A 13,024-nucleotide genomic window follows, 5' to 3' on the forward strand; every position below is an offset into this window, starting at 1 on the left:
GCCGCCCCCAGACCCCCGCTTCGGCCTGAACGGCCTCGTCCTCAAACGCCGGACGGGCTGACTATCCAGCCCCTCCGGCGTTTGAGGAGCGGGGGTTCGGGGGCAGCGCCCCCGAGGATGGGACGGGTAGGGGCGGCGGGGGCGAGAAAACCAAGTGCCCCGCACACCGCGAACGCGGCACGCAGGGCACCCAGCACGATCAACTCACCCGTCACACCGGAACAGAAGCCACCCCAGCCTCAAGGAACCGCTTCCCGTTCACCCGCTCGGAGACACCTTCACGGTCCAGGTAAGGCGTGACCCCACCCAGGTGGAACGGCCACCCCGCCCCCGTGATCAGGCACAGGTCGATGTCCTGCGCCTCAGCCACGACACCCTCCTCGAGCATGAGCCCGATCTCCTGCGCGACCGCGTCGAGCACCCGGTCCCGCACCTGCTCCTCGCTCAGGGAGACATCCCCCTGCTTCAGCAGCGCGGCGACCTCGGGGTCCAACTCGGGCTTCCCGCTGTCGTACACATAGAACCCCCGCTTGCCCGCCTTGACGACCGCGGCAAGGTTCGGCGAGACGGTGAAGCGGTCCGGGAACGCCCGGTTGAGCGTCTCCGAGACGTGCAGCCCGATAGCAGGGCCGACCAGCTCGAGCAGCACCAGCGGAGACATCGGCAGCCCCAGCGGCTCCACCGCCTTCTCCGCGACCTCGACCGACGTACCCTCGTCGATCACGTTCTGGATCTCGCCCATGAAGCGGGTAAGGATACGGTTCACGACGAACGCCGGGGCGTCCTTCACGAGCACCGCCGTCTTCTTCAGCTTCTTGGCGACACCGAACGCCGTGGCGAGCGAGGCGTCGTCCGTCTTCTCGCCGCGCACGATCTCCAGGAGCGGCAGGATCGCGACCGGGTTGAAGAAGTGGAAGCCCACGACCCGCTCGGGGTTCTTCAGCTTCGACGCCATCTCGGTGACCGACAGCGAGGAGGTGTTGGTGGCGAGGATCGCGTGCGCCGGGGCGACCGCCTCGACCTCCGCGAACACCTGCTGCTTGACGCCGATCTCCTCGAAGACGGCCTCGATGATGAAGTCGGCGTCGGAGAAGCCCTCCGCCTTGTCCAGCACACCGGTGACCAGGGCCTTGAGGCGGTTGGCCTTGTCCTGGTTGATACGGCCCTTGCCGAGCAGCTTGTCGATCTCGGCGTGGACGTAGCCCACACCCTTGTCGACGCGCTCCTGGTCGATGTCGGTCAGCACGACCGGCACCTCGAGGCGGCGCAGGAAGAGCAGCGCGAGCTGCGAGGCCATCAGACCGGCACCGACCACGCCCACCTTGGTGACCGGACGGGCCAGCGACTTGTCGGGCGCACCCGCCGGCCGCTTGCCGCGCTTCTGGACCAGGTTGAACGCGTAGATCCCGGACCGGAGTTCGCCGCCCATGATCAGGTCGGCGAGCGCCACGTCCTCGGCGTCGTACCCCTGCTGGAGGTCGCCGTTCTTGGCCGCGGCGATGATGTCGAGGGCGCGGTACGCGGCCGGAGCCGCGCCGTGCACCTTGCTGTCCGCGATGAACCGGCCCCGGGCGACGGCCTGGTCCCAGGCCTCACCGCGGTCGACGGCCGGACGCTCCACCTTGATGTCGCCCTTGATGACGGACGCCGTCCAGATCAGCGACTGCTCCAGGAAGTCCGCGCCCTCGAACAGCGCGTCCGCGATGCCCAGGTCGAGGACCTGCTGCCCCTTGAGCTGCTTGTTCTGGTTGAGCGAGTTCTCGATGATCACGCTCACCGCACGGTCCGCGCCGATCAGGTTCGGCAGGATCGTGCAGCCGCCCCAGCCCGGTACGAGGCCGAGAAAGACCTCGGGGAGGGAGAAGGCCGCGATGGACTTCGACACGGTCCGGTACTCGCAGTGCAGACCGACCTCGACGCCACCGCCCATGGCGGCACCGTTGTAGTAACCGAAGGTCGGGACCGCGAGCCCGGCGAGCCGCTTGAAGACCTCGTGGCCGCCCTTGCCGATGGCGAGCGCGTCGGAATGGTTCTTCAGGAGCTCTACGCCCTTGAGGTCCGCGCCGACCGCGAAGATGAACGGCTTGCCGGTGATGCCGACACCGACGATCTCGCCGGCCGACGCCTCCTTCTCGACCTGGTCGATGGCGATGCTCAGGTTCGCCAGCGAGGCCGGGCCGAAGGTGGTCGGCTTGGTGTGGTCGAAGCCGTTGTCGAGGGTGATCAGAGCGAAACGCCCGGCGCCGAACGGCAGGTCGAGGTGGCGTACGTGTGCGGACGTCACGACCTCGTCGGGGAACAGCTCGGCCGCGCCCTTGAGGAGTTCGGTGGTGCTCACTTGTCGCCTCCGGCGTCCTTGTGGTGCGGGTTCTCCCAGATGACGGTCGCGCCCATGCCGAAGCCGACGCACATGGTGGTGAGGCCGTAACGGACCTCCGGCTGCTCCTCGAACTGACGGGCAAGCTGCGTCATCAGACGCACACCCGAGGAGGCGAGCGGGTGACCGAAGGCGATGGCACCGCCGTACTGGTTCACGCGCGCGTCGTCGTCGGCGATGCCGTAGTGGTCGAGGAAGGCGAGAACCTGGATGGCGAAGGCCTCGTTGATCTCGAACAGACCGATGTCACCGATGCCGAGGCCCGCCTTGGCGAGGGCCTTCTCGGTGGCCGGGATCGGCCCGTAGCCCATGACCTCGGGCTCGACGCCGACGAAGGCGTACGAGACGAGGCGCATCTTGACGGGCAGGTTGTTCTCGCGGGCGAAGTCCTCGGAGGCGATGATCGACGCGGTGGCACCGTCGTTCAGACCGGCCGCGTTACCGGCGGTGACCCGCCCGTGCACCCGGAACGGCGTCTTGAGGTTCGCCAGGTTCTCCAGCGTGGTCCCCGGCCGCATCGGCTCGTCGGCGGTCACCAGACCCCAACCGGTCTCGCCAACCTGGTCGTTGGTGTTGCGCACCGAGATCGGCACCAGGTCCTGCTGGATCTTGCCGTTGGAGTACGCCTTGGCGGCCTTCTCCTGCGAGCGCACGGCGTACTCGTCGGTGCGCTGCTTGGTGATGTGCGGGTAACGGTCGTGCAGGTTCTCGGCGGTCATGCCCATGAACAGGGCCGACTCGTCGACGAGCTTCTCGCTCACGAACCGCGGGTTCGGGTCGACGCCCTCGCCCATGGGGTGACGGCCCATGTGCTCGACGCCACCGGCGATGACGGCGTCGTAGGCGCCGAAGGCGATCGAACCGGCGGTGGTGGTGACGGCGGTCAGCGCGCCCGCGCACATGCGGTCGATGGAGTAGCCCGGGACGGACTGCGGCAGACCGGCGAGGATTCCGGCCGTACGGCCGAGGGTCAGGCCCTGATCGCCGATCTGCGTGGTCGCGGCGATGGCGACCTCGTCGATCTTCTTCGGGTCGAGACTCGGGTTGCGGCGCAGCAGCTCCCGGATCGCCTTGACGACGAGGTCGTCGGCGCGGGTCTCGTGGTAGATGCCCTTCGGGCCCGCCTTGCCGAACGGGGTGCGGACGCCGTCGACGAAGACGACGTCCCTGACGGTACGAGGCACGATGGCTCTCCTCCAGAGGTGCGGGACGGCACTGCTGCGATACGCAACCGCTGAGCGGGCGCTCAGCCCCATGCTACTTACGAGTAACCCTACTGCACACCCCTGGGCAAGAGAGCGGCGAAGGTCACACGGGTTCAGCATGTTACCCCCGGTTACAGGGGCAGGCCTAAGGGGCGCGGGGAACTGCGCGACCAGCCACAACGCACCCGCAGTCGCATCACAGGAGAAAGCCCCTACCCCCTGGGCGGAGCAGTGGACCCCCGGGGCGTCAACACGGGCGTAGCTACAGGATGAGACCCACCCCCACCCCCACCGATCACGCCAAACAACGTCCGAGCAACATCCGCCCCAAACCCATGCACATCGTGACTCATCGCGGACAACGTAGGCCGAGTCAACCTGCACAGCTGCGAGTCGTCCCAGGCCAGCAACGACACATCGCCCGGCACCCCGAGCCCCATCTCCGCGGCCACGGACAGACTCGCCACGGCCATGATGTCGTTGTCGTACAGAATCGCCGTGGGCCGGTCCGCCGCCGAGGCGGACAGCAGCGACCTCGTCGCCCGTGCTCCCGCGTCACCGGAGTAGTCGGTCGCCACCTGCGACGCCCCGGCCAGCCCGAGTTCCCGCGCGGCCGCGTCGAAGGCCGCCGTACGGATGTTCGTGTGCCCGAGTGCCGCCGCGCCCCCCACCCGGGCGATCCGCCGATGCCCGAGCGCCGCGAGATACCGCACCGCCTCCGTCACGGCCGTCGCGTCGTCGGTCCACACGGAGGTGAGCCCGCCGGTGAGCGACGGATGCCCGACCGCGACGGCGGGCATCCCGAGCCGTTCGACGGCCGGCACCCGGGGATCGTCGGCCCGCAGATCCACCAGGATCGCCCCGCCGATCAGCCGCCCCTTCCACCAGGACTCCTGCAGCCCGACCTCCTCCTCCAGGGACCGTACGAGTCTGAGCAGCAGCGAGCACGAATGCTCGGTCAGGACGCTCTCCACGCCCGAGATGAAGTCCATGTAGAACGGCTCGAGCCCGAGCAGCCGGGCCGGCCGGCAGATCGCCAGCCCCACCACGTCCACCCGGGACCCGGCAAGCGACCGCGCCGTGAGGTTCGGCTCCCAGCCCAGCTCACGGGCGGCGGCGAAGATCCGGTCCCGGGTCGCCTCGGCGAGCCCCGGTTTGTGGTTGAAGGCGAGGGACACGGCACCCTTGGACACACCGGCGCGCGCGGCGACGTCCTTGATGGTGACGCGGGGGGTCGGCAATGCCGTCATCAGTCGGGCTCCACGCAGTACAGGGCCGATCGGGCGGTCTCGGCATCCGGAGTCTTCCAGCCACGCACCCCGATGGTCACCTGTTCTCCGGGCAACAGCGTCACCAGCCCACGATCGGCCCGCGCTCCCGGCTCCAGCCGGTCCGCCTGGAGCAGCAGATCCCGTACGAGGGTACGAGCCGTGACGCTGACCGTCCCCGGAGCCACCCTCACGTCGAACTCGGGCCGGGGGTACGGGATTTCACGGTCCGGCACCGGGAAGTGCAGCGCCCGCAGCACCTCGTGGTCCGGGCGCTTTCCGTACGCCGTGGCGTCCGCGACCAGGAACTCCTTGGCCCCCACCGGCACGAGCTCACCCGGCACCCGCACCTCGGTGACCGCCCGTCGCTCCGCCGCGAACCCGACCCGCACCGACGCGCCGACCACACCGCCGTCCACGGACACCCGCCGCAGCTCCACCGTCCCCGACCACCGCTCCGCAGCCTGATTGACGACGGCCAACACCACGCCCTCGCCCCGGACTTGGAGGCTGAGCAGTCGGTCCGCGTACAGCCGCCGCAGCTCGTGGTAGAGCGGCTTCTCGCGCCCGTCCCCGTCGATCGCCGCCCAGGACGTCACCGGCCAGCAGTCGTTGAGCTGCCACACGATGGTCCCCGCGCACACCGGCCAGTTCGCCCGCCAGTGCTCGATCCCGGCGGCGACGGCACGGGCCTGGTTGACCTGGGTGAGGTAGTGCCAGCGGTCGAAGTCCCCCTCCGGCAGGGGGAAATGCCGGGCGAGCCCGCGCTCCAGCTTCCCGTTCCCGTCGTCGGCCTTCTGGTGGTGCAGCATCCCGGGGGAGTCGGAGGCGAGCCGCTCACCCGGCAGCGCGCGCCGCAGCGTGGCGTACGCGGGCGGCGCCTGCCAGCCGAACTCGGCCACGAAACGCGGGACTTCGAGCCGGTAGTCGGCGTAGTCCTCCCGGTTCCACACCTCCCACGAGTGGTGCGTGCCGTGCGCCGGATCGTTCGGATGCCGCTCCCAGGACCCGGACCAGGGACTGCCCGCCGTGTAGGGCCGTGTCGGATCCAACTCGGCCACCACACGCGGCAGTACGCCCAGGTAGTACCCCTCGCCCCACGACTCCCCGGCGAGCGCCCGCTCCCAGCCCCAGTCCCTGAAGCCCCACAGGTTCTCGTTGTTCCCGTTCCACAGCACCAGCGAGGGATGCGGCATCAGCCGTACGACGTTCTCCCGGGCCTCCGCCTCGACCTCGCCTCGCAGCGGCTGCTCCTCGGGATAGGCGGCGCACGCGAACGGGAAGTCCTGCCAGACCAGCAGCCCCAACTCGTCGCAGACGTCGTAGAAGTCCTCGCTCTCGTAGATCCCGCCGCCCCACACGCGTACGAGATCCACACCGGCGTCGGCCGCCTGCGTCAGCCGCCTCCGGTACCGCTCCGGTGTGATCCGGGACGGGAACACGTCGTCCGGGATCCAGTTGACCCCCCGCGCGAACAGCCGCTCCCCGTTGACGACCAGGGTGAACCCGGTCCCGTGGGCGTCGGCGGAGGTGTCGAGCCCGACGGTCCGGAACCCGATGCGCCGCCGCCAGCCGTCCAGCTCGACTTCGTCATGACGAAGCGTCAACTCGACCTCGTACAAGGGCTGTTGACCGTATCCCTGCGGCCACCACAGCTCCACGTCGGGCACTTCGAGCCGAACGACACCGCTGGTTCCGTCGACCGCACCCCGCGCCAGTACCTCACCGTCGCCCGGAAGGCCGCGACCCCTCACCCGTGCCTCCAGGGTGAGCCCGGCCTCGACTCTGGTGCGCTCGACCTCGACCGACAACTCGACCTGCCCCAGGCCGTGTTCGTCGACCGTCACCTCGGGGCGCACCCGGGCGATCCGAGCCGTCGACCAGTGCTCCAGGCGCACCGGGCGCCAGATACCGGCGGTGACGAGGGTCGGCCCCCAGTCCCAGCCGAAGGAGCAGGCCATCTTCCGGATGTACTGATAGGGCTCGGCATAGGCGCCGGGCCGCTCGCCCAGCCGCTCCCGCACGGCCTCCGCCTCGGCGTACGCGGAGGCGAACCGGACGGACAGCCGCCCTGTCATTCCGGTCACGTCGAACCGGTACGAGCGGTGCATGTTCCTTACCCGGCCGAGGAGTTGGCCGTCGAGCCAGATCTCGGCGGCGGTGTCGAGCCCGTCGAAGACGAGATCGGTCTGCTCCTGGACCGAGGGGGCCGCGAGCTGTGTCTCGTACGTCCACTCCCGGCGCCCCACCCATGCGACGTCCGTCTCGTTCCGGCCGATGAAGGGGTCCGGGATCACTCCGGCCGCCAGCAGGTCGGTGTGCACGCACCCCGGGACGGTGGCGGGCAGTTCGCCCCCCTCGTACCGCACGGTCCAGCCCTCGGTGAGTGGTGTGGCCTCCAGCATGCGCACTCCTAAACCGTTCCATTCCCGCGTCGGTGAAGCGCGGGAAAACCGGTGGCACCCTTGGCGAAATAGGGACTTTACCGGTTCAGTAAGTGGTGTCAGAGTGCCGAATCAGCCATCCCTGTAGTGCTCGTCCGTCCCGAACGGAGCTGATGCACATGAACCGCCGCACGATTCCCGCACTCCTCACCGCCGGGTTGCTGCTCTCCGCATGCACCGGAACCGGAGGAACATCGAAGGGCGCCGACGCCAAAGCACCTGACGACCCGTCAAAGGTGACCGGGACCATCAAGGTCCTCACCGTACGGACCGACCTCGTGCAGGACGGCACGCTGAAGAAGTACGCCGACGACTTCCGGAAGATCTACCCGAAGGTCGAGGTCGAGTTCGAGGGGCTCACCAACTACGAGGCCGAAGTCAAGATCCGTATGAACACGGAGAACTACGGCGATGTCCTGCTGATCCCCGCGGTGATCAAGAAGAGCGACTACCCGAAGTTCTTCGCCTCGCTGGGTACCGAGGCGGAGCGCGCCAAGAAGTACCGCTTCACCGGCTTCACCACCGTCGACGGCAAGGTCTACGGCCAGAGCCCGATCGGGGTGACCCCCGGATTCGTCTACAACAAGAGGATCTGGCGGGAGGCCGGGATCACCGACTGGCCCACCACGCCCGCCGAGTTCATCACCGCCCTGAAGGCGATCAAGTCGAAGACGGACGCGGACCCGTACTACACCAACTTCGCCGCCCAGTGGCCGCTCACGTCCTGGACGTATGTCAACGGCTCGGTCGGCTGCGACACCGGGGCGACGACCAAACTGGTCAAGAGCGACCCCTGGGCCAAGGGCGCCGACCTGCGCGTGGGCGACACCCTGCTGTACGACATCGTGCACGAGAAGCTCGCCGAGAAGGACCCCACGACCACCAACTGGGAGGCTTCCAAGCCCCGGTTGGCGAAGGGCGAGATCGCCACTCAGTGGCTCGGCACCTGGGCGATCATCCAGTTCCAGGACGCGGCCAAGAAGGCCGGCGTGGACCCCGCCGACATCGGGTTCATGCCCTTCCCGGCGCAGGTGGACGGAAAGTTCTGCGCGGTTGTCGGCCCCGACTACAACCAGGCCGTCAACGTCCACAGCAAGCACAAGGAAGCGGCCCGCGCCTGGATCGACTGGTTCACCGACAAGTCCGGTTACGGCGAGGACAACCTGGCCATCTCCCCGCTCAAGGACGCTCCGCTGCCCGCCGTGCTCCAGCCGTACGACGACGCCGGCGTGAAGTTCATCGAGGTCGACGACACCGCGGGCGCCCAGGTCAAGCTCATCGACACCGAGTCGGAGGTCGGCCTCTACGCCCCCGACTACCGCCAGGATCTCGTCGACCTGGCCCGCGGCGCCCGCAAGGGCAGCCTCGACGACTTCCTCGGAGACCTCGGCAAGCGCTGGACCGAGGCCCAGAAGTCCGTGGGGACACAGTGACGGACACCACCGATGCCGGCATGGCGGGACGAAGGGCGGTGCGCCGGAAGGAACCGCCGCCCGGTCCCGTCACCGGCGCCCGACCCGGACCACCCCCGCCCAGGGCACGCCTGTGGCGGGGCGTGACCCCCTGGCTGTTCCTGATCGCCCCGCTCGCGCTGCTGCTGACCTTCACCTACGCGCCGATCGTCAACATGATCGCGTACAGCTTCACCGACTGGGACGGCGTCAGCCCCGAACTGCACTACACGGGCGCCGAGAACTACACCGAACTCCTCACCCGCCCCGAGCTGTTCGAGGTGTTCTTCGTCAGCGGCTACTACCTGGCCGCCTCCGCGCTGCAGATCGTCGCCGCGCTCTACTTCGCGACGATCCTGAGCTTCAACGTCCGTTTCCGGAACTTCTTCAAGGGCGTGCTGTTCTTCCCGTACCTGATCAACGGGGTCGCGATCGGCTTCGTGTTCCTCTACTTCTTCCAGGACGGCGGCACCCTCGACTCGGTGCTCGGTGTGTTCGGCGTCCACACGGACCACGCCTGGCTGGGCACGCCGACGTCGGCGAACATCTCGCTCGCCGGGGTCTCGGTCTGGCGCTACATGGGCCTGAACTTCGTACTGTTCCTGGGTGCGATCCAGTCCATCCCGGGGGAGTTGTACGAGGCCGCCGAACTCGACGGTGCGAACCGCTGGCACCAGTTCCGGTACATCATCGCGCCGGGCATCAAGCCGGTGCTGAGCCTGAGCGTGATCCTCTCGATCTCGGGCTCCCTCTCGGTCTTCGAGATCCCGTACATCATGACCGGCGGGGCGACCGGCACCGAGACCTTCGTCATCCAGACGGTAAAGCTGGCGTTCCAGTTCAACAAGACGGGGCTCGCCTCGGCGGCGGCCGTCGTACTCCTGCTGATCGTGCTCGCCGTGACCTGGGTGCAGCGGCGGCTCGTTCCGGACGACAGGGTGGATCTCGTATGACGCGCCGCGCGGTTGCCCGTACGTTCGTGTACCTGTCCCTGGTCCTCGCGGCGGTGGTCGTGCTGCTGCCGCTGGGCGTGATCGTCCTGACCTCGCTCAAGTCCGAGAAGGAGATGGCGGACGACAGCGGAGCGCTCTCGCTGCCGGGCGACCTCCTGAACTTCCACAACTATGTGACGGCGTTCCAGGACGGCGAGATGCTGTCCGCGTTCGCCAACACGGCCTTCATCCTGCTGTTCGCCGTCGCGGGAACCGTACTCATCGGCTCGATGACGGCGTACGCGATCGACCGCTTCACCTTCCGCTTCCGGAAGCTGGTGATCGCGCTGTTCCTGGTGGCGACCCTGGTACCCGGCGTCACCACGCAGGTGGCCACGTTCCAGATCGTCAACAGCTTCGGGATGTTCGACACCCTGTGGGCGCCCATCGCGCTCTACATGGGCACGGACATCGTGTCGATCTACATCTTCCTGCAGTTCGTCCGCTCGATCCCGGTCTCCCTGGACGAGTCGGCACGCCTCGACGGGGCCAACGCCGTCACGATCTACCGGAAGATCATCTTCCCGCTGCTCAAGCCGGCGATCGCCACGGTGGTGATCGTGAAGGGGATCACCGTCTACAACGACTTCTACATTCCCTTCCTCTACATGCCGTCCGAAGATCTTGGCGTGATTTCGACGTCCCTTTTCCGCTTCAAGGGCCCGTTCGCCGCCCACTGGGAGACGATCTCGGCGGGCGCGGTCCTGGTCATCCTGCCGACGCTGATCGCTTTCCTGTCGCTGCAGCGCTTCATCTACAACGGCTTCATGAAAGGAGCGACCAGGTGAGCCTGTTTTCAGGGGCGCGGGGAACTGCGCGACAAGCCACGACGGGCTCGCGCCCGCCGAACAGCAGAACCCCTACGGCGCCTCGGCGGAAAGCGCCTCCACCAGAACCGGGGTGACCTGCTCCACTTGCCAGGCCCGAGCCCCGTATCCCGAAAGAGCCGCACCCACGGACTCCGCGTCGACGACGCCAGGCGGCTCCCAGCAAACCCTCCGCACCGTGTCCGGAGTGATCAGGTTCTCCTGAGGCATGTTCAACCGCTCGGCCAGCGCCGAGACCCCGGCCCGCGCGGCGGACAACCGGGCCGCCGCCACCGGATCCTTGTCGGCCCAGGCCCGTGGCGGCGGCGGCCCGACCACGGGCTGCCCCGGCTGGGGCAACTGGGAGTCGGTGAGCACCTTGACGCGGTCCACCGCCGCCTGCCACTGCTCCAGTTGCCGTCGCCCCATCCGATGCCCGAACCCGGTCAGCGCGGCCAGCGCGTGCACATTGGCCGGTACGGCGAGCGCGGCCTCGACGATGGCCGCGTCCGACAGCACCTTGCCCGGCGACACGTCCCGGCGCTGCGCGATCCGGTCCCGGGTCTCCCACAGCTCCCGTACGACGGCGAGCTGCCGGCGCCGGCGCACCTTGTGCATGCCGGACGTACGACGCCAGGGGTCCTTGCGGGGCTCCGGCGGCGGCGCCGAGGCGATCGCGTCGAACTCCTCGCGGGCCCACTCCAGCTTGCCCTGCCGGTCCAGCTCCTTCTCCAGCGCGTCCCGCAGGTCGACCAGGAGTTCGACGTCAAGCGCCGCGTACCGCAGCCAGGGTTCGGGCAGGGGCCGGGTCGACCAGTCGACCGCGGAGTGGCCCTTCTCGAGTACGAAACCGAGCACGCCCTCGACCATCGCGCCCAGGCCGACCCGGGGGAATCCGGCCAGCCGTCCGGCGAGTTCGGTGTCGAACAGGTGGGTGGGGATCATGCCTATCTCGCGGAGACAGGGCAGATCCTGGGTGGCGGCGTGCAGGACCCACTCCACGCCGTCGAGCGCCTCGCCGAGGCCCGAGAGGTCGGGGCAGGCGACGGGGTCGATGAGCGCGGTACCGGCGCCCTCGCGACGCAGCTGCACCAGATAGGCGCGCTGGCCATAGCGGTAACCGGACGCGCGTTCGGCGTCGACGGCGACCGGGCCGGTACCGGCGGCGAAGGCCGCGATCACCTCGGCGAGCGCGTTGTCGTCGGTGACGACAGGCGGAATTCCGTCACGGGGTTCGAGGAGGGGGATCGGCGCCGGAGCCTCAGAAGATCCGTTGTCGTCCGGAGGGGCGCCTCCGGTGGTTCGCAGTGAGCTGTCTGCTGCGGTCTCTTGGGCTTCGGTCACCTGTCAAGGGTATCTGTGTATGGACGGCGCCCGCCGACGGAACGTTCCGTCGACGGGCGCCTTGGGGTCGTAAACCGGTCACGTGTCACACGTGTCAGTGAATTATGTCGGTCATCTCGGTCGGTGATCAGTGATCAGTGGATGATCCCGGTCCGCAGGGCCACCGCGACCATCCCGGCGCGGTCGCCCGTGCCGAGCTTGCGGGCGATACGGGCGAGGTGGCTCTTGACGGTCAGTGCGGACAGGCCCATCGAGACGCCGATCGCCTTGTTCGACTGGCCCTCGGCGACCAGTCGCAGGACCTCGACCTCGCGGCCGGACAGTTCGCGGTAGCCGCCCGGGTGGCTCGGGGCACCCGGGGGGCGGCGGTGCATACGGGCGCCGGCACCGATGGGGGTGGAGCCGGGCCGGCCGGGGAGGCCGACGTTGTTGCGGGTGCCGGTGACGACGTAACCCTTCACTCCGCCCGCGAGGGCGTTGCGCACGGCTCCGATGTCGTCGGCGGCGGACAGGGCCAGGCCGTTGGGCCAGCCCGCGGCACGGGTCTCGGACAGCAGGGTGAGCCCGCTGCCGTCGGGCAGGTGGACGTCGGCGACGCAGATGTCGCGGGGGTTGCCGATGCGGGGACGAGCCTCCGCGATGGACGAGGCCTCGATCACATCGCGCACACCGAGCGCCCACAGATGGCGGGTGACGGTGGAGCGGACGCGGGGGTCGGCCACGACCACCATGGCGGTCGGCTTGTTCGGGCGGTAGGCGACCAGGCTTGCGGGCTGCTCAAGAAGAACGGACACCAGGCCTCCTGGAGTGCGGTGCTTTCAAGGTCACAGAGGTCTTCGGCATCAAACCTGTGCTCCTTTAGAGAAAGATCACGATCTGGTGAGTAACAATCCGTGCAATTCGGACACGCGATCGATCATCCGAAGATCGAACGGTTTCGGTCTGCGTCGATACGCGGCCGAAAGTGGCCGTATCGACAAAGAGCTACTAAAGGAACGCGTGGCGAGGCATGAAAACGGCGAACGGCCTTGGGGGGGCCCCCCCCGGGGCGCCCCGGCGGGGGGCCGGCGGTGGGCGCCGGGGGGCGGGGCCCCCCCCCGGCGGGGACCGGGGGGGGGGGGCCGCCCCCGGGGCGGC

General features: G+C 68.7%; 9 protein-coding genes. 3 read left to right on the forward strand and 6 right to left on the reverse strand.

The genetic code is table 11. From position 1 onward, the window contains the following. Window positions 1-211: 211 nt before the first annotated feature. The 4 genes from ABZ855_RS47385 to ABZ855_RS47400 form a co-directional block, all read right to left on the reverse strand. Window positions 212-2,338: a 3-hydroxyacyl-CoA dehydrogenase NAD-binding domain-containing protein gene (locus tag ABZ855_RS47385; RefSeq protein WP_360820007.1), complete on the reverse strand. Its 2,127-nt coding sequence runs from the start codon at window positions 2,336-2,338 to the stop codon at window positions 212-214. Beyond that, on the reverse strand, window positions 2,335-3,561 hold the full coding sequence (locus ABZ855_RS47390) for an acetyl-CoA C-acyltransferase (RefSeq protein WP_360820010.1): 1,227 nt from the start codon (window positions 3,559-3,561) through the stop codon (window positions 2,335-2,337). Before ABZ855_RS47390 ends, ABZ855_RS47385 begins: the two co-directional genes overlap by 4 nt. 233 nt (window positions 3,562-3,794) lie before the next feature. Then, the gene (locus ABZ855_RS47395) at window positions 3,795-4,832 is read right to left on the reverse strand and encodes a LacI family DNA-binding transcriptional regulator (RefSeq protein ID WP_360820013.1); all 1,038 of its coding nucleotides are present in this window, start codon (window positions 4,830-4,832) and stop codon (window positions 3,795-3,797) included. After that, window positions 4,832-7,255: a glycoside hydrolase family 2 protein gene (locus ABZ855_RS47400; RefSeq protein WP_360820016.1), complete on the reverse strand. Its 2,424-nt coding sequence runs from the start codon at window positions 7,253-7,255 to the stop codon at window positions 4,832-4,834. The genes ABZ855_RS47395 and ABZ855_RS47400 overlap by 1 nt, the downstream gene beginning before the upstream one ends. A gap of 158 nt (window positions 7,256-7,413) precedes the next feature. Here ABZ855_RS47400 and ABZ855_RS47405 point away from each other — a divergent pair, with 158 nt between their 5' ends. The 3 genes from ABZ855_RS47405 to ABZ855_RS47415 are packed head-to-tail and all read left to right on the forward strand — an operon-like array spanning window position 7,414 to window position 10,525. Further along, window positions 7,414-8,727 (forward strand): ABC transporter substrate-binding protein, encoded by a 1,314-nt coding sequence (locus ABZ855_RS47405; RefSeq protein WP_360820019.1) that lies wholly within the window; start codon window positions 7,414-7,416, stop codon window positions 8,725-8,727. Window positions 8,728-8,747: 20 nt separating this feature from the next. Continuing rightward, the gene (locus tag ABZ855_RS47410; RefSeq protein ID WP_360820022.1) at window positions 8,748-9,698 is read left to right on the forward strand and encodes a sugar ABC transporter permease; all 951 of its coding nucleotides are present in this window, start codon (window positions 8,748-8,750) and stop codon (window positions 9,696-9,698) included. Further along, entirely contained in the window at window positions 9,695-10,525 is an 831-nt protein-coding gene (locus ABZ855_RS47415; RefSeq protein WP_360820025.1) for a carbohydrate ABC transporter permease, read from the forward strand. The genes ABZ855_RS47410 and ABZ855_RS47415 overlap by 4 nt, the downstream gene beginning before the upstream one ends. 72 nt (window positions 10,526-10,597) lie before the next feature. On the opposite strand, the gene ABZ855_RS47420 is transcribed toward ABZ855_RS47415, so the two are convergent. Together ABZ855_RS47420 and ABZ855_RS47425 are read right to left on the reverse strand one after the other, a co-directional pair. Continuing rightward, window positions 10,598-11,887, reverse strand: coding sequence for a ribonuclease D (locus ABZ855_RS47420; RefSeq protein ID WP_360820028.1), 1,290 nt, complete (start codon window positions 11,885-11,887; stop codon window positions 10,598-10,600). Window positions 11,888-12,021: 134 nt separating this feature from the next. Continuing rightward, entirely contained in the window at window positions 12,022-12,681 is a 660-nt protein-coding gene (locus ABZ855_RS47425; RefSeq protein WP_360820031.1) for a response regulator transcription factor, read from the reverse strand. Window positions 12,682-13,024: the final 343 nt, after the last annotated feature.

It is taken from the genome of Streptomyces sp. NPDC047042, from assembly GCF_040644035.1.
Classification (GTDB): domain Bacteria; phylum Actinomycetota; class Actinomycetes; order Streptomycetales; family Streptomycetaceae; genus Streptomyces.

Bases quoted from the DNA above. Each gene is read 5' to 3' on its own strand.
- ABZ855_RS47395 (WP_360820013.1), bottom strand. From the start codon at position 4,832: ATGACGGCATTGCCGACCCCCCGCGTCACCATCAAGGACGTCGCCGCG.
- ABZ855_RS47400 (WP_360820016.1), bottom strand. From the start codon at position 7,255: ATGCTGGAGGCCACACCACTCACCGAGGGCTGGACCGTGCGGTACGAG.
- ABZ855_RS47405 (WP_360820019.1), top strand. From the start codon at position 7,414: ATGAACCGCCGCACGATTCCCGCACTCCTCACCGCCGGGTTGCTGCTC.
- ABZ855_RS47410 (WP_360820022.1), top strand. From the start codon at position 8,748: ATGGCGGGACGAAGGGCGGTGCGCCGGAAGGAACCGCCGCCCGGTCCC.
- ABZ855_RS47415 (WP_360820025.1), top strand. From the start codon at position 9,695: ATGACGCGCCGCGCGGTTGCCCGTACGTTCGTGTACCTGTCCCTGGTC.